Below are 21691 nucleotides of genomic sequence, written 5' to 3'. Positions count from 1 at the left end.
TTAAGGTCAAGAGGATAACATGGAAAAAGTCAAATTAAAGAAAGTGCTTTCTATAACGAAAAAAGAGGTGCCAGTGGCTACCGTTTCGGTAAGTTTTCTTTCCGATGTCCAGACCATAATTGAGGCCTCAAAAAATAGAGCCTATGCAGCAATCAATATTGCCATGCTTGAACGAAATTGGCTTTTGGGAAAGCGAATCGCTGAAGAGGAAATCAATGGGAAAAAACGCGCAGATTACGGGGTCAAGATAATTGCGGAATTATCAAGACAACTGACAGGTATATATGGGAAAGGCTTTACAAAGACGAACTTGTACAGTTTCCTTCAGTTCTACAAGATGTTTCCCGAAATTTTTCACACACCGTGTGGAAAATCGGATCAGCCCTTATTGACGTGGAGCCACTACAGGTCGCTTTTACGGGTCCTTGATTCAAAGGCGCGAGAATGGTATATGCAAGAGGCGTTAAACGAAACATGGAGTGCTCGAACGCTTGATAGGAATATTTCTACTCAATACTATTATCGTTTACTAGCATCTCAGAACAAGGCCCCGATCAAGAGAGAAATGCGCGCAAAGACTAAAACTTACCAGCAGGACAAGTTGGAATTTATCAAAAATCCTGTGGTTGCCGAGTTTCTGAACCTGTCACAAAATACGGATTTTTCAGAGTCCAAACTTGAAACGGCAATCATCAACCACTTGCAGAAATTTGTGCTGGAACTGGGTAAGGGGTTTGCCTTCGTTGCGCGTCAACAGCATATTCGTACAGATACGGATGATTATTTCATAGACCTTGTTTTTTACAACTACATCCTAAAGTGTTTTGTCCTTTTTGATTTGAAAACAGGAACCATCAGTCATCAAGATGTCGGCCAAATGGACATGTATGTCCGTATGTACGATGACTTAAAGCGCAGCGAGGACGACAACCCCACCATAGGGATTGTTCTTGGATCTGATACAAGCAGGGATATCGCTAGATATTCAGTTTTGAATGGGAATAAACGGTTATTCCAAGCAAAGTATATGGCATACATGCCGACACCGGAAGAATTGGAACTTGAAATTGAACGGCAGAAAGAAATCTTTGCTGAACAAAACTATGAAAACCCAAATGTGTTTGAAAATGCAAAAAAGAAACGTGGAAAGGGAAGGAAATGATGAAAATAAGAACAATTGCACACGCAACTTTTGCTGCAACCCTCCTAACCTTTGCCGCATGCGGTGACGATTCAAATTCCGTTTCAGCAGAAAGTACACCAGTCCCGCTGTCGGAAAAATCCAGTTCTTCCGGGACTGTTGATGGATCAAGCTGTTCTATAGATTCAATAAAATCTAGCGAATCTTCGACGGATATTGAATCCAGCAGCTCTGCGGAAAACGTTGAGTCGAGCAGCGCAGTGGAAGAATGCAACTCCGTTGGGCATGTTCCGTTTAGGTATACTAAGGGATGCCTTGCTCCTGATTCGCTGATTGCCTGTGAAGAATATACAACGGCATATTATGCAGGGGCTATTGAAATTAGTACGGGTTGTTCGTCGGGGCTGGCAAGGTTCTTCATTGGCGATGAGGAAAAAGATGTCTTTGGCATCAAGAATCTCCCGGAAGGATTTTATTCAAGAATCGGACCGTTCTATTTCGAATCGGAAAAATATTCATACTCGGTAACGCTCGATTCGGCCAGGGTGGTTGACAAAAGCACCGGCGAAGTTTGGCATTTTAAGGAAAAAGGGTGAAGTGGTTCTATTACCAAAAAAGCGTAAAATGTGACTTTTTAAGAAAAAGGAAGAATACTAATGAAAGTAAGTATATCAAATGAAGAAATGGAAGAATGCGCAAGGAAGATGACTGCGTATGTTAAACCCTTTATTACGCCAGTTACAAGACAAGTAAATATTGAAGCGCCTGAAGGAGAAGCTTGTGGTAGTGCTTCGTATTTCGAAAAGGAGGGACGACAATTTATTGTTACAAATGAACATGTATCACGCGAATTGGGTGGACCAGATCCTGTAAGCCATGGATATCAATTTTATGGAAGTAGCGACATATACGCAACAAAAACCCCTTTTGCTTCGTTAGAAAATCCCATTGATGTTTCTATAGCCGATTTTACAGACTTTTGGCATCGCAAAGCTTCAAGTACAATGGCTAAGTGTATTCCGTTTGAAAAAATGCAAGTGGGGTATAGTTATGACCCTGATGAGTTATACTTTGTTGCAGGATTTCCTGGAGAAGGTGTTGATATGCATTTTGGTCAACTTTGTAGTAAGGAACTGAATTTTTTAACTCAAGAAGTAAGTGTGCCTATCGGATTAAAAAATGTGAATCCCGAATACCATTTTGCATTAAGAAATGATTCCAAAGACGCTATATGTACATCAGATGCTCCGTGGAGTGCTTTACCCCCACCTCCGGGTGTAAGTGGTTCATTGGTATGGAAAACAAATTATGTGAATTGTCGTAAAAATAGCATTGAATGGAATCCTGAAAAGCATGCTGTTGTTGCTGGTATCGCGTGTTTGTGGGATGATAGGCGTACAAATGTTATTATCGCTACGAAAATTGATAAAATGCAGATTAATCAGCTAACGAATAGTCTTATGGATATGAAAGGAAGAACAAAGTGATATTAGAATTAATAAATATTTTCGATCCGCCATTTGTGGAAGAAGTTTCTAAAAAGCCAATTGCAAATTATGTGGAAGGAGTTGATTTTGTTGTAAATCACGAAGACGATAGTACTGCGTTGGGAAATTATGTGGATGATGTCTTAAAACAGAAATTAAAACAGCCAATGTGGAATGCTGCATTCAAAATACATGTCCCGCCAGCTTTGGCAAAATATAAAAAAGATTATAGAAATTGTGACAAAGCTCAAGCAGATAAGGAGATTAAGGGCCTTGATATAACATTGACCACAGAACAACTTTTGTATCATGGTGGCGTCTTAAATATTGCTGATGGAGCCCAAACTTTGACGCCATTATCTACGACATTTATTGCTCCGGCGGATATATTTTTTACATAGTCATGCTGCATAAGAGACATGCTTGTCGCCAAAATACTTGATTACTCGTTCAGGGCTGTTGCTCACCATTTTCATGTGGGATTCCGCATGGGAGCGCAGCTTTTCGCGAGTCCGAGCCGGTGCGTTGGAAGATATTTCGTGTTTCAGGTCGGCATTAAGACGTTCGTCAGGATTCAGCTCGGGACTGTAGCTGGGCAGGTAGAATACGCTTATCTTGTCCGTGTTCGCTTCAAGCCATTCCTTTACCGGCTTGCTGTGGTGAACCCTCAGGTTGTCCATCACGAGAAACACTTTCTTCCCTTTCCCGTCTGCATACACATCCTTCACCAGAGCCGTCATGAAGTCGATGAGCTTCGTCGCGTCGAACGCCCCGTCAATCATCATCCAGTGGCACTTCCCGCGATTGTTCACCGCCGATATCATGGAAAAGCGCTCCCTGCATCCGGGAGCCTTCACGACCGGGGTCTGCCCGCAGGGGGCGTAGCTGCGGCCACGGACATCCGTGTTCACGATGGCGGTCTCGTCCGCCCAGTGGATTTCCGCATTCTCGCATACCGCATCGGCCTTTATTTTCGGGTATTCCTCTTCGAGCCACTTCTTCACCGCTTCGGGGTTTTGCTCGTACGCGCGGACAATCGGTTTTTGCGGGGTGAAGTTCCATCTTTTGAGGTAGTCGCCGACCGTTCTCTTGGCCAGCTTCACTCCAAATTTGCTGCGGACAAGCTCCGCAACCGCTTCGCGGGTCCAGAGGGCGAACTTGAACTTGAGCTGTTCGGGACGCTTGTCCCGGATTAGTTTCTGTATCTCGGATTCTTGATTGGCGGAAAGGAGCCTTTTTTCCCTTTCCTTGCGGCCCCTTGTCTTCGGCTTGAGCGCATTCATCCCGCCTTTCTCGTAAAGCGATAGAACTGCATCCACCATGGGGCGGCTCACGCCGCAGGTCTCTGCGATCTTGCTTTTCTTGAATCCCGCCTTCTTCATTTTTACGATTGTCTTCCGTTTTTCGAGAAGGCTCTGGACATTCTTTCTTGCATCATCTTTTTCCATGATGCAAATATAGTAAACTTTGCTTGTTTTGTAAAGTATTTATCTGCCTAATCTATAATCCTCTAGTAGCTTTTGTCGAAGCGAAGGATCGAGGAAAAGCGTTTGATGCTGGTGTTGTACATATAAATAGTCGTCCCTTAAAAAGGTCACTTTGCGAACGCAAGATAAGGACGTTCGCATTTTTTGTTCATTCCGTTCCACAGAAGGCAAAAAAAGTATAGCCATTCCAACAGGACAAAAAAGCGCCTCATGGCCCTCTTGAAGTTGAACGCCGCTGCTGCAAGCTTTGCATTGAGCATATCGCCAAAGATTCCCTTGTAGAAATTTCTGCCCATACGGTGATCGCTTTTCAGATGGCCGTTGATAGGCTCGATGCCAGCCCTCTTGCAAAAAAGATTGTGTGCCTTTTTCTTCTGGTAGTAAGTCGCGTTTTTCTTCGGGACGTCGGGTATCACGATCTTTGTCGTTCCGGATTCCTTTTGTCCGCGGTAGCCTCGGTCGCATGCGGCCTGGCTCGGCCTGAATCCAAGCATTTGTTCAACATGGTCAAGCGTATCGTCTATCGTATGTCCGTCATACTCGTCCCTGAACGCGACTGCGCCGACGATGATGCCGTTGTAGCTCCGGGCAATTGACACCTTGTTGCCGAACTCGTATTTCTTGTGTTCCTTGCCCTTGCCGATGCATTTCACTTCGGGTTCGTGTAGCGAATAGATTTTGTCCTTGTCGCATTTCTTCTGTGCCAGAACTTTGTAGAAAAGTTCAATTTTTCCTTTGTACGTACCCGACAGATTTTTCTTCGAAAGATTCCGTTCCATTTCGCGGACGAGCCGTCCCGCGATGGTTTTCAACCTGCGATCCGCCTTGTGAGCCTTTTTGGCGTTTTTCGGGTGATTGCGGAAACGCTGGTCACGATGAATCTTCTTCAAGGTTCTCTTGTAGGACTGTCTCTGCGGAAGGCCGTGTTCTTCCACGATTTTCTGCACCTGCTCTATTATCTTGTTCGCAAGTTTGGCGTCTGTAGGGAACGTGATGTTCTTTTCCTGCACGGTCGTGTCAAGAAAGACCGTGCCGCATCCTGTCGGTCCTTGTTTATCGTGGTCATCGTTGACGAGGATACTTTCCTTGAGGATCATGTCCAAGCCTTCCTCGCCGATCTTATGCCGGAAGTGGACAAGTTCGCTCGGGTCGCAGGGTTGCTCCGTCGAGAAGAACCGTTCTCCGCAAAAGTACTGGTAATAGGCGTTTTCCTGGAACTGCTCCACGACGGACTCGTCCGATACGTTGCGGATGTGCTTCAGGATGATGAGCCCGGTCATGAGACGGATCGGCTTGTTCGGCGCACCCATTTTGTCGTCAAACAGTTTCGAAAACTCGGTCTCGAACTTGTTCCAGTCAATCTTGTTCGCAAGAACGTAAAGGGGATGCTTGTGGTTCAACTGCTCCTCAAGGGAACAGAAAAGGCTTGTCTGGGCGGAGGATTTTGGCGGTCTGTACATGGGAAAAATTGCAAGGTTTTCAGTCATATTTTAGAAAACCTTGCAATATTTTCACAGGGTAGAAATCAATTTTTCCCAATAGTTATGCGGGCTGGGCGGGATTTTAAGGGACGACTAAATATTCTAAAAATCGTAAATAATCAAATCAAAGTTTACCCTTATAAATTTCGCGAATTTTCACCGTCAATGCGACTGATATAGGTTGAATCGGGAAGAAAAAAAGTTCCCTAGGGCTAGCCCCTGGGGAACCTGGCCGAAACTTTTCTACCTTGCCGATTCTACCAAAAAAGGACATGGCGGTGAGTCTCAACCAAGCACAAAGATACGAAATACGAGCGCTCAATGCGGCAAAGATCCCCCCGAAAAACATAGCCTTGCAGCTGAAGGTCCACAAATCCACAATCTACAGGGAACTAAACAGGGGCGGCGGCCGCCAGCATTACGACCCGGTCAAGTCGCAGGAACGGGCAGACCTCCTTGCCGCGACAAGTCACCTGCATTACGACTACGACGAGGACGACTGGAAAATCGTGGACGGGAAAATCAAGGAAGACTACTCTCCCGAACAGGTGAACGGACGCGCGAAACTCGATGGGATGGGTGTCCCTAGCGTCGCCACGATATACAGGCATGTGAACAAGGACGAGGACCTGAAGAAGCACTTGCGGCACGGCAAGAAACCATACCGTAAGCGCGGGGAGAAGAAGGACAAGAGAGGCCAGATTGTAGGCCGCGTGCCCATCGAGGAACGTCCGGCAATCGTGGACGAGAAATCACGCGTAGGCGACATCGAGATAGACCTGATAAACAGCGCGGACCATGACGCGAACCTGCTCACGATCAACGACAGGATGACGAATTACAGCCTGATAAGGTATCTTCCGACGAAGAACGCGAAAGACCTGAAGAGAACGCTTGTGAGGGCGCTGAAGGACTTTGAGAAAACGTTCGAAGTCAAGATTCTCACAATCACTTCGGACAACGGGAAGGAGTTCGCCTGTCACGCAGAAATAGCGAAAGCTATGAAGGCGGATTACTACTTTGCGAACCCGTACCACTCCTGGGAGCGCGGTGCCAACGAGAACATGAACGGTCTAATACGCCAATATCTTCCCAAGAAGGAGTCGTTCAAGGGAATCTCTCCCCGGAAAGTTCGCTGGATACAGGATAAACTGAACAACAGGCCTCGAAAAAGGCTTGACTTTATGACCCCTTTAGAGTATATTTATACGCAAGTTAAACTACAAACCTAAGTCGCGTTAGCGACGAAAATCCGCCTTTCAAAATACGCTAGGCCATGAAGATGAAGTTTTATTAGAAGCTGGTGTGACATTAAGAAGAACTAAGAGGACCAAGATTTGCAATAAGTATTCCGTATGTACATATCATAAGGGAGAAATGCCTCGCAAAGATGTTGAAGTGTATGTTGTTGAATGGAATGTCACTTAATTAACAATTGTAAGATGTACGAAGTTATAAAAAAATATTGCGAAAATGAATTGACAAATGGTCTGTTCCTGATGGATTTGCCGACGGGTTTCGGCAAAACTCATAATGTCATTCAATACATATTTGATGCTTCTATCAAACCTGAAAATAAAGATAAGAAGTATTTCTTTATAACGAACCTAAAAAAGAACCTTCCTGAAAAACAGCTTCGAAATTTTTTCGAGAAGAAGGGAATGGGGAAGGAATTTGAAGAAAAATTTCTCTATCTGAATTCGAATGCGGAATTAGCGATTGATGGGTATACAAAACATCAGGGGGTGGCAAGCAGGATTCCAAAGGAATTATGGGATTGGGACGAAACTAAGTTTTTCTTTCAAGACCTAAAAGATATCGCTAAAACGCGGTCTAAAAACGGCAATAGTGATGGCTCGTCCAGCTTGGAAAATACGTTTGCTACAAAGATTGAGCCGGATTTTCGGCATAAAGTCGAAATGCTATTGAAAAGCGAATATAAAAAGGTTGAGGATAGGCGAAAGGCCGTTGAATCAGATGGACGTTGGAAATGGCTTGGCGAACTTTATGAATCAACAAAAACAAAATCAAAGCAGATTATTATTTTAAGTGCTAAAAAGTTTGTTACAAAAAATTCAACAATTGTTGATGCTCCATATCTTTTTTATACAAATGATATAATTAATAATGCTGTTGTCTTTATCGATGAATTTGATGCTGTAAAAAAAGATTTTTTAGATAATATTATTGATGACGGCATTCGGGAACAAATTGATTATATAGACTTATTCCTAGATATTCATGGCGTTTTGCAAACCAAGGTTTTTCAAAAGAATTTGGGAAGAAAGTCAAATTGGTATCTGTCGAAAAAATATGGAAACAAACCTGTTGAATCTATCATCGATGGCTTTCGCGAGAATGCCAATCGAATTTTTGAGAATTACAATCTCTTTTGCGATATTAGAACGGATCGAAATCAGGATTTGTCAAAAAATTTTCTATTTCAAGACAGCCAGTACCATGCAATAACAAATGATAAAAAGCTCATATCTGTTGCGTATAACGAAGACGAATCTTTGAATGAAATCATTTTATCGGATACGAAACCAGAGGAAAAATTAGAAAACATTCAGGTTATCTTGTCGAAAATAAGAGGATTTGTTTCTTTTTTTCAAATTGGTGTGAGTATGCTCGCTTTGAATATGCATCGATATCGACAAGAAAATCATATCGGTGACGGCGAGTTTACTTATGAGGCTGCAGTAAGTACGGTTTTGAAGCAGTTTCGTTTAAAGGACAAGTATGTCTATTTTTTGAAGAATCAAATACTTCAAAACATTCGAAAAAAAGATGATAAGGGCTTGTCAAAGGAATTTGACCTTAGTTTCTTTGCCAAAGGTCTTCGCTATTATGCTTTTACAAATGACGTTATGGATGATTTGAAATCCGTCATTATGATGTTTTCATTTTCGAATACTCCTGAAAAAATTTTATTGAGTACCTGTGAACGAGCCAAAGTTGTTGGAATTTCTGCTACTGCTACGATTCCGTCTTCCATCGGAAACTTTAATTTAGACTACTTAAAAGAGCAACTTGGAGAAAATTTCCAAGAAATGTCTAAAGAGGATAAAAATCGGCTAAGAGAGAAATTTTATAAAGAACAATCGGGATACTCTAATGTAGAAATACATGCTGAATTATTGGGGAAAAATGTAAGGGACTGTTGTGATGAAAAATCTTGGATGAATCTATATAACGATGCGGAGATTGCAAAAGATGCGTTTGGAATTGTTTGTGATGCCGTTCCGACTAATGATAAAAGTGGTTTCCATAAAGAACGTTATTACCGTATCGTAGAAGCTTATAAAAAATTTTATGAGAATAGCGACATAAATTCCTTCTTGTGTATTTTACCTACGCATCCAAAAGATAATGCGGGATCTTTACGTCGAAAAACTTTAATAGAGCTTTTTTCTTACATCGACAAAGGTGCTGAGCAAAAGATAGAGTGGCTGACAACGGATGGATTTGAAGAGTCGAAAAAAAATGTTCTTGAAAAACTAGAAAAAGGTAGTAAGTGTTTCGTAATCTCCGCTTACGCAACAATAGGTGCTGGGCAAAATTTGCAGTATAAAATACCTTCAAGACTTATGCAGTCGTTGATTAAGGTGAACAATAGTAGAAAAGGAAATGAAAAAGATTTTGATGGCATCTATTTAGATAATCCAACACATTTACTTGTAAATACGAGTACGGAACATCTATCTCAAAAAGATTTTGTAAAGTTTCTATTCCAAATAGAGTATTTACAAGCTGCCGGTGAAATATCATCGGATTTGGCTATGCAACATATTTGTCGTGGTTTTGATGCTTATGCGACACAGCATATTTCGTATAAAAAAGCTGAAAAAATTTCAAACAGAGAAAGTGTTAAGCTTCTGGCGACAAGAGATATTATTCAAGCGGTAGGGCGTATTTGTCGAACAAATTATAAGTCAAGTAAGATCTATATATATGCCGACTCTCGCATTGCTGAAAATTTGGATTGCACTGTAGCAAATGATTTGATTTTGAATCATGAATTCATGAAGCTACTTGAACTTATAAAAGCGAAGCAAAGTGTAGAAATCGTGAAGGGCTCAAAAGAACTCCAGGCAGAAGATAAATCAAAATCTGTTAATAGCTGTATATCGGGAATTTTGAATGAAAACTGGACTGATATTAATGTAGAACGATGGAAAAAGTTGCGAGATTTCGCACTCAAACATCCTACAGCATCTAAACAAACCATTGCAGAAGCTAAAATGGCTTCTTTCTATGCGGAATTTGAAAAAAAATCAAATTGTCTTTATTATGGACAAGAGTGGGACTATAAAAAAGTTTACGTGTCTTTTTCTGCCGGAAATCCTCAGTGCACAATGGTGGAATCAGAGTCTGCTTGTAAATTGGACAGGTTTATGCTACGTATAGGCATTAAGAACTTCTTTGAAGAAAATGGATTTGCTATATCATTTGAACGAAATGATTGTATTATGGTTCCTACATATTATAACAACATTTATAAAGGTGCACTTGGTGAAGTAATAGGCCGTTACATTTTCTCAACTGATTTGCTCAATATTGAATTGGAAGAAATTGAAGACCTGAATGCCTTTGAACTATTTGATTATAAGGTCCCAAATAAGCCCATTTATGTGGATTTTAAGCATTGGAGTTTAGGAACTGACGTGGAAAGAGAGACCATGATTGATAAAATTTGCGAAAAAGCACATAAATGCGGTTGTCAAAAAGCATTGGTTGTAAATATTCTTGCAGAAAGAGAACTTCCTTGTCATAATTACGTGGGAGATGGAGTAGAAATACTTGCTGTTCCGTCTCTACTTATTGATGATGAAAAAATGCGAAAAAACGATGATGCTGTTGAACAAATTCGAAGATTTGTAGGTGCTACTAATGACTCCATTTAAGACTAATGCTCTAAAATACAATTTAGACCGAAAAGCGATTGCAAAAAAATACGATGTTTTTCTGGTAAAGAAAGATGCCAAACGATTTAATCGCGGAACAATGTGTCTAGATGTTCCCCTAATGGAAAAGCGAGTGTGTGCTGTTCGTTTTGATTGTGAGAATACATTCTATGTATTGATGGATAAAGGTGATGGGAATAAGACATTACTTCTGAACGCTCTTAAGCAAACGGATGAAATAGATAAGATTTGTATTCCTTCAGTTCGCATAAGTGATGTAAATGATAGGACCTTAATCCAACTTTTGTTGAATACTCTCGGAACATCTAGCAACGAGAGGCTTCGCATAAATAATCTTACCGGGCATCTTTATTGCTATAAATCGGATTGGTTGAAAAAGAATGCAAAAGAAGGACTCATTGAACAGGTGTCGTGTTTGGAAATTCTTGTTACAAAAGATTTATGCCTAAACATCTCCGTCCGCACATTTACTTCTGGAAAATGCAAGAATCAGATTATTTTCTCGCCAAAACATCCCTATGAATCCTATCCCAAATATGTTCTTTCCAGATTTCAAACCATGGCGAGAAAGCCAAAGAATAGTACAGAAGAAGAATTTATTCAGAGACAAAAATTTCATAATAAATATAATATTCCATTTTTGAATATTGGTAAGGACAAAGAATCATTTGAAAGTTCTAAAATGGGGGTGGTTGCTGATATTATTCAAAGATTCAATGACAGATTTGGTGATTTAGCCCATCTCGATTTTGATGAAATTTCTGAATACAAATCTTTAGAAAGAACGCGAGCTTGCATAAACGAAGATAAATCTATCAGGACCGCAGCTTTAGATGGAATGAATATTCGCATTATTGATTTGGTTAAAGAAAATTCCGGAGAATATTGTACGAAGGCACAGGAGGTCGTTGAAAACCTTTGCGGAATTAAACCGACTATTGGTGTAAATAAATCAAAGGATGGGTTGAATATCTGCGTTGTTCTGGAAAAAGAAAAATATAAAGATGTTGAAGACCCCTATAGCAAAAATTACGATGCGACAGTGCAACATATCACCATTGGTGGTGACTTTAAAAATAAATCTGCACAATTAAAGTCTGTCTTGAATGAACTCGTTATAAAACACGATGTTCGCAACAAAAAGCTGTCTCTATATGACTGGACGAAAACGGGTTTCCAAAACGATGTTTCTTTTGGGATGAAATTTGACTTAGATGATGAAAATGAAAAGCAGATATACTGTTTCGTAACAATACATCCTAACGGGTCATTTGATTTCGTAAAAAAGGACCCAACAGACCTATTTGATTATGACGATTACACGAAATGTACAGAAATCTTTGCAGGAAATGATGATGTTTGCGGAATTGTGATGAACCATAAGGGAGAAATCAACGTCATCCGAAATACGGATTGGTTCACAATTCCAGAAATATTTAAAATCCGAGAAGAATATGAAAAAGAGCGCGTTCACGAATTTCGAAGTAAAGTAGGCCGAGAAGAATTTCTTCCCGGTGTTACAGACATCAAGATGTTTGAAAAAGATGGTTCGATATATTATTTTGTTGGAACCGTTGGCTTGGGAATGCAAACCAGCGTTGCTAACGCCGCAAATATCCGACGCATAGAACCATATGATGACGCCCCAATTTTTTTTGAGCAGTTACTTCCGCTAATGAATGTTGATTTCGTTCATAATGAACGATTGACGGTCAGGCCTTTCCCGTTTAAGTATCTTACTGAATGGGCTAGGATGAATTTTGATTTGAAAGAATAATAAAGGTTTTCCTCATGCTCTTCACTCCCACCGGCACGTTCTATTCCAAGGTTCAATTCAAGACCGAAGAAGAGGTCGAAAAGGTTGTTGTTGACAACTTTAAGCTTCTCTTCGGTGACTATTCCATCTTGCTGCCGAAAAGCTTAATCCGGACTTCTGGCGGCAAGGGGACTGTTCCTGATGGAATCATCGTAGATTTCAAGGGAAACCGATGGTTTATCCTGGAAGTGGAACGCGGTGTTCACGAAACATGGGGGCATATCGCTAAACAAATTGGCAAACAACTTGTTGCTGCAACGAATCCCGAAACGAAAAATAAAATAACGGGTCTTTGCATTGCGGAAATTGAAAAGCAAAAGGAGTTCTCGAAACTTCTTGAATCCGATCTGAAAATTCAGCTAATCCATGTTCACGGTTTTGTCCAGAAGATTTTGGAAAAGGACCCAATTGTCTCTTTGCCGATAGACTATTCCCCGAGCGACCTTGAGGAATGGGCTTCGATGCAGAAGGTCGATGTGCAGATTCAGCATATCGAGAAATACATGAACGGCAAGGGCGAGGTTCTTTACGACTTCCCGGATTTGGAATTGACGCAGGAAAAGGAGTCCTTAAAGACGACAGACAAGAGCAACGCTTTGTACGAGATTGTGAAGGCGGAGCTTTTGAATGTAGGCGATATTGTTCATTTCGATTATGGTCCGAAGGGCAAACCCAAGACGCATTTCGAAGGAAAAATCTGTTCCGATGGAATCGAGGTGGATGGAATCGTTTCTTCGGCCAGCGTTTCTGCCTTGCGTTGCATTCAGCAAATCAGTCCATCGCGCACAACGACGAACGGCTGGGTCACTTGGAAAACCGCCGACGGGAAGTTCCTCGAAGAAAAGTGGAACGCCCTGCTTAAAAAGAGTGACGATGCGGAACAACCGTCGAGACGCAAAAAGCATAAAAAGAAATCTCACAAGACATCGGTAGCTGCACTTCCTAAAAATGGCGATAATGATATGTTGTATCACTTCGCGAAAGGCGGGGCGATTATCGCAAAAGTCCGGCGTGTTGGCTCGCAGTTCGTCCTTCTTGCCGGCAGCAAACTTTCGCTGAAATATGACTTCCGTGGCTCGGGTTGGCTGGATGTCCGAAAGAACGCTTCTGTTGGCGCTGATGGAACCCGGGATGCGCGCGGGTTTGCTTCGAGGACGAACACCTTGCCGTCTTCGATGGCGTACTGCATGTTCATGAGGCCGCAAACGTGGAGGGCTTCAGCAATCTTCCTGGTGTAATCCTTGATGGTCGCGAGGTTTTGACGCCTTCGGCGTCCGCGGCTGCGCTCGGTCATGCCGAAATGCGAGCATTTCGTCGCGACACTCGCTTGCACGCTATTCCTTCGTGATGGTCACCGGCGGGATAATGCAGGCGGAGTAACCGGAGTGGACACCGGCAAGTTCCACGTGTTCCATCACGGACGGGATGTAAACATGTTCGCCGTCAGAAAGGGCGTCGGCTTCGCCTATGGAGACCGTTCCGCTTACGCTCCACTCTCGCCTTCGACGACTCGTTATGACGAGTCGCCTACGGCTCACAGGAGAGCGTTGTGGAGGAAACGGTCGATGAGCCGTGAGCAAAGAAGCACTCAAGCGCAAGCTGAGTGCGTTTGCGAGAGTGAGGCTTGTAAAGCCGAACGGTCTTGTGAATGGCGATCCGGGGTCACGCCGACAGCCTTCGTCACGTATTCGCGAAGCATGTTCTCGTCGTAGATGACTTCCATGCCGCGGCCGCCAAGCACGAAGCTCGGGCGGATCATCACCAGGTAGCCACCGATCTGCTTGACGCAAGCGAGGGCTTCGTCGATGTTCGTGGCCATGCCGTTTTCCGGCATCGGGATGCCGAGCTGGTCCATCATCTTGCGGAACAGGTCGCGGTCTTCGGCGATGTCGATGGAGTCGATGCTCGTACCGAGAATCTTGACGCCTTCGTCGGAGAGTGCGCGGGCGATGTTCAGCGGGGTCTGGCCACCGAACTGCACGATAACGCCGGCCGGCTTTTCCTTGTGGTAAATCTGGAGAACGTCTTCGAGGCTGACCGGTTCGAAGTACAGCTTGTCGCTGGTATCGTAGTCGGTAGAAACCGTTTCGGGGTTGCAGTTCACCATGATGGTTTCGTAACCCATTTCGCGGAGGGCCATTGCTGCGTGGCAGCAGCAATAGTCGAATTCAATGCCCTGACCGATTCTGTTCGGGCCACCGCCGAGAATCATAATCTTCTTCGGGTTGGTGGAAGCGGTAGATTCGTCCTTGCAGTTGTAGGTGCTGTAGTAGTAGTACTGGTCCTTCACGCCGCTCACCGGCACGGCGCACCAGCCTTCGACAAGCCCAAGTTCCGTACGCTTCTTGCGCACGTCCTTTTCACGTAGCCCAAGAATCTTTGCAATGTACTTGTCGCTGAAGCCGTCCTTCTTCGCCTTGATGAGGAGTTCGTCAGAAGGCAGGCGGCCCGGAGTCTTGAGCATTTCTTCTTCGAGTTCCACGAGTTCGCGCATCTGCTGCACGAAGTAAGCCTTTTCGTAGGTGGCGGCGAAGATTTCTTCGTCGGTTGCGCCCTTGCGGATGGCTTCGTACATCTGGAAGTGGACTCGCCTTTGGGCGTTCCCCACTGGCGTGGGTCGGGCTGTCGCGGTATAATTTTTGCCGAAAATGCAACGCGGAAATCCATTACGGCAAAAATTTCCGTTCAGCCAAAGCGATTGACAAAACGCATTCTTGAAACGCAAACCAATCGCTTTGTCCGAATGGCTTACGCCACGTCCATCCCTAACGCGAAAACCTAGACAGCGTCCCAGTCAAAATTATCGAGATTCCCATTTTCAGCAAGATGAGCGATAGCCTTTGCACCTATGTGGGAGTCTTCGGCATCATGAAATTCCTTGCTCAATGCGGCAAGGTTTGAGAGCGAAACATAATCCTGCAATATCTGGTTGATGAAGTAAAGCAGGCACTTGGGCTTGATAAATTCGATGTAGAAATAGTTGTTGATTCCGCAATCCTCTAAACGGAGGGCATTGTCCATCTGGTCCTTGCCCAGAGGCAACACCAAAAACGGCACGTTGCAATAGACGCATTCCTTGATGGTCGCAAGACCACCGTGAATTATGGCACAGCTTCCCTTGTGTTTTTCTGTTGCAAGAGCAGTCAAAATTTTACGTTGCGGAGCCCAACCGCAAACAGTAACATTATCGTAATTACAGTTTAATTCCTGAGCAAGTGTAGAACCAGCACAGAGAATCAAATGATAACCTTCCATATCTGAGCTTTGCATTGCATCAATAATAGATTTGAAAAGAATCAAAGCTTTCTCTTTGTAATCTAAAATCTGGGATCCAGCAGTAACAAAGACAATTTTGTCATAACTATTGAGAATTCCTTCAGGTCCATCCCAATCAATGCTTGCAGAAACATCATCCATCTTGCCCAATTCTTTTGTTATACAAGGCTCAACATAATGGACTTTGGGACCATGACTGTAATGGGAATAGTCGAACAACCGTGCACATGGAACAAACTCATGAAAATCAGCAATCGGAGGACTCTATCCATAAAACTGTGTCATTCACCACCAAGCATCATTTGAAAAATGATGTAAATTGAGGAACTATGATGACACACGAAGAATATAAAGAGATGATCAAAAAAGCAGCATCTCAGTTCAAAACAGGAAAGCCAATTTTTGGCAAAGACGGAGCATTTCACCAAGTATTGGAAGATTTTTTGAATGCTGCATTAGAAGCGGAAATGGATGTTCATTTGGAAAAAACAAAGCCCGAAAATCGAGAAAATCGGCGCAATGGGAAAATGCCGAAAGAGATAAAAACGGCATACGGAGCAGTCCAAATAAACACGCCTAGAGACCGCGAAGGAAGCTTTAATCCTGAGATTGTGAAGAAACGTCAAACCGTGCTTGCCGAAGGTCTTGCAGACCGAATTATCGGCCTTTACGGACTCGGACAAAGTATGCGCGATATTCAAAAATATTTGGAAGATGATTTTGGCGAATACATTTCAGCCGATACCATTAGCAACATCACAGAACGCGTGTGGCCAGAGATTAACGAATGGAGAACGAGACGTTTAGAAACGGTTTATCCCATCGTTTGGATGGACGCAATTCATTACAAAGTAAAAGATGAATCAGGCATCGTAACAACGCGAGCAATTTACAATGTCATCGGTGTTGATTCAAATGGTTACAAAGATTTGCTAGGCATGTATGTGTCGCAAAGCGAGGGTGCAAAATTCTGGATGCAAGTCCTTTCCGATTTGAAAAATCGCGGAGTGGAAGACATTCTCATCGCTTGTGTAGACGGACTTTCAGGCTTTCCGGACGCAATAGAATCCGTGTTTCCAAAGACCAATGTTCAGTTGTGTGTAGTGCATCAAATTCGAAATTCACTCAAGTACATTAACGCAAAATCACAAAAAGAATTTTTGAAAGAACTGAAGTTAGTTTATGCGGCATCGACCAAAACGGAAGCCGAAATTGCACTAAAAAAATTAGAAGAAAATTGGGCAAAAAAAGGCTCTTCATCAACATGTGTGGGTGGCTTCGCCCCCCTTTTTTTGTTGACTTTCGCCTAAATCAAACAAAAAAAATGGGCTATTTTCTAAAATTTAATCGCCAAAAAAAACAGAAGAAAAAGCCCATGTCAAAATTATACAAATCCATCTTCAATGTCAACGGCTGTTCAGTCGTCAAGCAGGAGCAAACCGACACCACGGTCACCATCACGGTAAGACTCACCAAGGGCAACGCCAGCAGGTGCGGCTGTTGTGGGCGAAAAGGGAAGCTCTACGACAACGGCCGGGAACAGAGGGTATGGCGGACGCTCGATCTCGGCACGAAGATGGGCTTCATCAGGATGGACACCTACAGGGTGAAGTGCAAGAAATGCGGCGTAAAAACGGTGAAGGTGCCGTGGGCAAGCCACAGGTCAGGCTTCACCGACGCCTTCGAGCAGCAGGTCGCATGGGCCGTATGCAGCATGTCGAAAAAGGCTGTCGCAAAGCAGCTACGCATCGCCTGGAATACCGTGGGGGAAATTGCCGACCGCGTATGGGATCGCCTGGACACAAGGCCGATCAAGGCAGGCTGCATCTTCAGGCGCATAGGCATCGACGAGACCAGCTACAAGAAAGGGCACAAGTACATAACGGTGGTAGTGGATCACGACAGGCGCTGCGTGATCTGGGTCCACGAGGGCTACGGGAAGGAGGTGCTGGACCTCTTCATGAGGGAACTCAGCGAAGAGCAGCGCAAGGGCGTGGAGCTTGTGACTTGTGACGGAGCCAAGTGGATAAGGTCAAGCATCGAGGAGTTCCTGCCCAATGCCGAACGGTGCGTGGACAGCTTCCATGTCGTACAGTGGGCGACAGAAGCCCTGGACAAGGTCCGTGTGGAAGCCTGGAAGGAGGCCCGCAAGGAAAACCGCAATCAGAAACGGGGCCGAGGCAGGCCCACGAAGGATAGCGTCCCGAAGGACCGCACCGCGGAGGGGATAAAGAACTCCAGGTACGCTCTGGGCAAGGCTCCAGAGAACCTTAACGAAAGCCAGCAGAGAAAAATAGAACTCATAGCAAGCCGCTATCCGCGTCTCTACAGGGCATACCAGCTCAAGGAGGAACTGCGCATCATCCTGAAGATGGGCTATGACGATGCCAGGGAAAATCTGGACAGGTGGCTGTGGCGTGCAAGCCACTCACGCATCGGCTCAGTAAAGGATCTGTACGCAAAGATCAAGCGCAACTACGACGGAATCCTCAACACAATCAGGCTGGGCGTGTCAAACGCAAGGATCGAGGCGACGAACAACAAGATAAAGCTACTGATACGGACTGCCTATGGCTTCAGGAACATGAACAACATGCTGTCGCTGATAATGTTGAGCTGTTCCTATGTAGATGTAAAGATAGCCTACGAATGGGAATCGGTATCGAGAGAATCATCTAGCAAGGCTGCCTAAATGCTACCACACATATTGATGATGCCTCCAAAAAAATATCCAATCGTCATTCAATCTTGGAAAGAAAAATGGGATAAACTTTCGTGTTATTTTGATTATCCAAGTGAAATTCGTCGCATTATTTATACGACAAATACTGTCGAAGGTTATCATCGCCAAATTCGAAAAGTGACAAAAACAAAAGGTCTGTTTCCAAATGATGACTCGCTTGTAAAACTCGTGTACTTGGCGTATCGAAATATCAAAAAGAAGTGGAAAAAGCCATTGCAAAACTGGACAACTTGCGTACAAAAATTATCGATTCTTTTTGGTCAAAGATTTAATCCACTCAACTTAAATCAAATTCCAAAATGAATTTTCTCCGCCCCCAAACGGAAACACAAAAACTTTAATTGGATGATTTTTTTTCAAACAAGGAATGATAATTTTATCATTTCTTGTTATATTTGAATTGCTTCAAAAGGAGAAATTTGAAGTTGTCGCAAAGACAAAATCGAGTTGAAAAAACATCGCTTTGATTTTGCTTTTCGCTTCTTCAATTTTGAAATTTCAAAGCTCTTTTTTTAGCTAACAAAAACTAAATGACACAGTTTATTTGACAGAACCAATTTTATGTACACTGATTGGAATCATATTAATTCCCTTTTTTTAGATTTTTATGGGTGTGATACTTATGATTGCAGTAATGTTGATAAAATCGTTTTGAGAAGTTCCGATTATTCGTACTCCGAGGTTTTTGATGTGGATGATTTCTCTATAACACAATCGAAAAAGAAGTTTTCTCGTTCTGCAGAAGGCGAAGATTGTGAATATACCGACAAACATCTTTTTTACTTTACCATAAAAACAAAAAATGTTGATGTCGAAATGAATGTGCAAATTGGTTCTTCTGAATGTCGAATTTGTTATGAGTTTTGCAGGTAGCACATGTTTCGTGTAATCGTTTTGATGTTTTTTGTTTTTCTCATTGTTGGTTGTAGTGAAGAAAATGATTACAGTGTGAACAGAGTAGATTCTTATGATTTAAGTGCTCCGCATTCTATAAAAAATAGAGCCCTTTCAGGTTCTATTTTTATTCCCCAAGAATTTTCGGTTGATTCTGTTAGCTTGTGCGAATTAGACAGTTGCTTGAATAAAATTCAGGGACGCTGTTACAAAGGGACTGTAATGGATTCGAAATACAGCTTTCTTGCTACGGATTACAAATCTCCTTATGTGATTATAGAACTGCATTTGCGATTCTCTCATTCTGATTCAGTTGTGTCCAAAATAACATTCTTAACACTGTCAAATATTTCGTTGTCGCTCCATCCTCGATTATCGATAGAAAGCCATCTAGAAAGCAAAAGAGTAAAAAAGTTGTATGAGGATGGTTATCCATTTCATGCGGCCAAAAGTAAATCGGCTATAGAATTAGAACGACTTTTAGGAGCCCGTTATGGGGCATATACAGAGGACGATTCTTTATATAGATATGATCCAATGCATCCTTACTATATTTCTTATGGAACATTTAATGGCCGTGCGGAAAATTTTTTTCTGTATGTGATGTTGGGCTTTTTGGTCCAAGATTCATTGTTTAAACAAAATGTTGATTCATTTACAAATTATTTTTCTGAGAATGGGCAATGGTTTGATTCTGATAAAGCTCTTATTAGCGCTGATTATTGTGCCTCAAATCGGGATACTATCATTAAATGGGTTATGAAACACGATAGTACTTGGTTGTATTCTCAACGTGATTTGAATGAACTAATGTCTAACTTGTTAGAGAAAGTTTATGGTTTCCCAAAATGTAAGGCTGGCTTTTATGGTGATCCGAACAGTGGTTCGTATGATATTCGTATGGTAAATGAGAATCCTGCGTCCATCCATTATGGGGATTCACTTGTCTGTGATCATTCGAAATTGACGCTCCGCATTTGGCGATTGCCCTATGATAGCTTGGAACGGAAGTTTGGCTTTTGTACTTACGCAGAAAAAGCTGAGAAAACTATTGTCATGACTGAGGACTCTCTTTACTATGAATGTCGGCATAACGATACCGATCGAGGTTGGTTTCCTACGAAAAAACCTTAACATTCGTTTTGAGTCTTCGTTCATTTTCAAATCTGAAAATGAGGAATGGACTAGTTTACAATTGCACGAATGCAAATCGTTGCACTCGCATGGTGTGTTGCAATCTGTTCCATTATGCAGTAAATCATAGAAATGGCAAGTAAATACCGTTTGTGCGAATTCGGGCGGGCGTAGGCTTGCCCTTTTTGCGTTAGGGATAGTGACCCCTTGGGGCGAAGACTTGCGGACAGTTTCGTCTTGGTGTTTTCGGGAGCAAGGCTTCGTTTTAGGAGGCGAGTAACGAGCTAAGCGAAGGTGGTCGCCCCTAAAATATAGCCCGACCGCACATATATGTGCGGGAACGCCCAAAACATTAGGTGGCATTATCCCGCCGGTGACTATCACTAAGGAATAGCGTGCAAGCGAGTGTCGCGACGAAATGCTCGCATTTCGGCATGACCGAGCGCCGCCGCGGACGCCTATACGAAACTAGCCACTTTAGTGGCTTAGTTGAGTTATCCCCTTTGGGGAAAAGGCGTCAAAACCTCGCCACCATCAAGGATTACACGTGGAAAATCGCTGAAGCTCTTCACGTTTTCAGAAACCCATACGGCTCGGCAATGAAAATGCAAGCATTTTCGCTGCTCTCGCCTTGTATGGTTTTGCGGCCTCATGAACATGCAGTACGCCATCGAAGACGGCAAGGTTTTCGTTTTGGAAGCCAACCCCCGCGCATCTCGCACGGTGCCGCTGGTCTCCAAGGTTTGTAACACGCCCGTGAGCCGTAGGCGACTCGTCATAACGAGTCGTCGGAGGCGATAGTGAGGCTGTAAGCCGAACGGTCACCACAGGCCCGCCTCGCAACGCGCCTCATGCTCGGCGAAAAGCTTGAAGACCTGAAGCTCAAGGACAAGAAGTTGCAGAAACCCATGCGCCTCGGTCATGCGCAAGCAAGCTTGCTCGCGACGCTCGGCTTTAGGGTTTTCAACCACCACGGCGCCAAGGAAGCTGTGTTCCCCTTCGACAAGTTGCAGAAACTTCCTCGCCTCGGCAATGGGCCTGCAAGCAGTCCCGCTGCTCTCGGCTTGCGGAGTTTTCCCGAAGGGGACCCGGTGAAAGGCTTCGAAATGCGCTCCCTGTGAGCCGTAGGCGACTCGTCTTAACGAGTCGTCGAAGGCGACCTTTGACCACTTAGCACTTTAGCGCTTATGTGGGCATGGCGACCTTTAGGTGGGAGTGAGGCGTAAGCCGAACGGTCGTCATAATCGAAGTCTTCGGCCTCTCCGACGACTACGCCCTCGCTTACTACAAGAGCCAGGAAGCCG

At 43.5% G+C, this 21691-nt stretch carries 14 protein-coding genes and 3 pseudogenes; 13 read left to right on the top strand and 4 right to left on the bottom strand.

The features are described 5' to 3' along the window. Positions 1–19 precede the first annotated feature (19 nt). Genes BGX14_RS05040 through BGX14_RS05025 form a run of 4 tightly spaced genes read left to right on the top strand, consistent with a single transcriptional unit; the run spans position 20 to position 3029 of the window. Complete coding sequence (locus BGX14_RS05040; RefSeq protein WP_095879261.1) at positions 20–1162, top strand: YhcG family protein; 1143 nt, start codon at positions 20–22, stop codon at positions 1160–1162. After that, entirely contained in the window at positions 1159–1737 is a 579-nt protein-coding gene (locus BGX14_RS05035; protein WP_095879260.1) for a hypothetical protein, read from the top strand. Before BGX14_RS05040 ends, BGX14_RS05035 begins: the two co-directional genes overlap by 4 nt. Positions 1738–1797: 60 nt before the next feature. Beyond that, positions 1798–2628 (top strand): hypothetical protein, encoded by an 831-nt coding sequence (locus BGX14_RS05030; protein ID WP_095879259.1) that lies wholly within the window; start codon positions 1798–1800, stop codon positions 2626–2628. Continuing rightward, the gene (locus BGX14_RS05025; RefSeq protein ID WP_143394142.1) at positions 2625–3029 is read left to right on the top strand and encodes a hypothetical protein; all 405 of its coding nucleotides are present in this window, start codon (positions 2625–2627) and stop codon (positions 3027–3029) included. The genes BGX14_RS05030 and BGX14_RS05025 overlap by 4 nt, the downstream gene beginning before the upstream one ends. Here BGX14_RS05025 and BGX14_RS05020 read toward each other — a convergent pair whose 3' ends face one another. Both BGX14_RS05020 and BGX14_RS05015 read right to left on the bottom strand, forming a co-directional pair. After that, a complete protein-coding gene (locus BGX14_RS05020) occupies positions 3030–4076 on the bottom strand; it encodes an IS630 family transposase (RefSeq protein WP_073306514.1) in 1047 nt (348 codons plus the stop codon). A gap of 146 nt (positions 4077–4222) precedes the next feature. Further along, on the bottom strand, positions 4223–5575 hold the full coding sequence (locus tag BGX14_RS05015; protein WP_198951137.1) for an IS5 family transposase: 1353 nt from the start codon (positions 5573–5575) through the stop codon (positions 4223–4225). Between the two features lie 293 nt (positions 5576–5868). Here BGX14_RS05015 and BGX14_RS05010 point away from each other — a divergent pair, with 293 nt between their 5' ends. The 4 genes from BGX14_RS05010 to BGX14_RS15790 all read left to right on the top strand — a co-directional run bounded on the left by BGX14_RS05010 (position 5869) and on the right by BGX14_RS15790 (position 13578). Further along, positions 5869–6828, top strand: a complete 960-nt coding sequence (locus BGX14_RS05010; protein ID WP_095878741.1) for an IS30 family transposase — start codon at positions 5869–5871, stop codon at positions 6826–6828. A gap of 210 nt (positions 6829–7038) precedes the next feature. Then, the gene (locus tag BGX14_RS05005; protein WP_095879257.1) at positions 7039–10503 is read left to right on the top strand and encodes a hypothetical protein; all 3465 of its coding nucleotides are present in this window, start codon (positions 7039–7041) and stop codon (positions 10501–10503) included. Continuing rightward, the gene (locus BGX14_RS05000) at positions 10490–12301 is read left to right on the top strand and encodes a hypothetical protein (protein WP_095879256.1); all 1812 of its coding nucleotides are present in this window, start codon (positions 10490–10492) and stop codon (positions 12299–12301) included. The genes BGX14_RS05005 and BGX14_RS05000 overlap by 14 nt, the downstream gene beginning before the upstream one ends. Positions 12302–12315: 14 nt before the next feature. Next, positions 12316–13578: a hypothetical protein gene (locus BGX14_RS15790; protein WP_095879255.1), complete on the top strand. Its 1263-nt coding sequence runs from the start codon at positions 12316–12318 to the stop codon at positions 13576–13578. Here the strand turns inward: BGX14_RS15790 and BGX14_RS04990 are convergent. Further along, positions 13467–14921 (bottom strand): annotated as a pseudogene (locus BGX14_RS04990) (hypothetical protein); the annotation flags it as partial. The gene BGX14_RS15790 and the pseudogene BGX14_RS04990 overlap by 112 nt on opposite strands. A 197-nt stretch (positions 14922–15118) precedes the next feature. Then, positions 15119–15757 carry a glycosyltransferase gene (locus BGX14_RS04985; protein ID WP_143394140.1) on the bottom strand — a complete coding sequence of 213 codons (639 nt, stop codon included), beginning with the start codon at positions 15755–15757 and terminating at the stop codon, positions 15119–15121. A 188-nt stretch (positions 15758–15945) separates the two neighbouring features. Here BGX14_RS04985 and BGX14_RS04980 point away from each other — a divergent pair. The 5 genes and pseudogenes from BGX14_RS04980 to BGX14_RS16015 all read left to right on the top strand — a co-directional run. Further along, a pseudogene (locus tag BGX14_RS04980) lies at positions 15946–16866 on the top strand (IS256 family transposase); the annotation flags it as partial. Between the two features lie 125 nt (positions 16867–16991). After that, complete coding sequence (locus BGX14_RS04975) at positions 16992–18308, top strand: ISL3 family transposase (RefSeq protein ID WP_158223236.1); 1317 nt, start codon at positions 16992–16994, stop codon at positions 18306–18308. Between the two features lie 30 nt (positions 18309–18338). Then, positions 18339–18662: pseudogene (locus BGX14_RS04970) on the top strand (transposase); the annotation flags it as partial. A 573-nt stretch (positions 18663–19235) separates the two neighbouring features. Beyond that, complete coding sequence (locus BGX14_RS04960) at positions 19236–20387, top strand: hypothetical protein (protein ID WP_095879249.1); 1152 nt, start codon at positions 19236–19238, stop codon at positions 20385–20387. Positions 20388–21238: 851 nt separating this feature from the next. After that, positions 21239–21508, top strand: coding sequence for a hypothetical protein (locus BGX14_RS16015; RefSeq protein WP_233126413.1), 270 nt, complete (start codon positions 21239–21241; stop codon positions 21506–21508). Positions 21509–21691 lie beyond the last annotated feature (183 nt).

Origin of the sequence: Fibrobacter sp. UWS1 (assembly GCF_002300445.1) — a bacterium.
Lineage (GTDB): Bacteria > Fibrobacterota > Fibrobacteria > Fibrobacterales > Fibrobacteraceae > Hallerella > Hallerella intestinalis.
The sequence above is the reverse complement of the archived record's forward strand: the minus strand, read 5'-3'. Positions and strand labels throughout refer to the sequence as shown.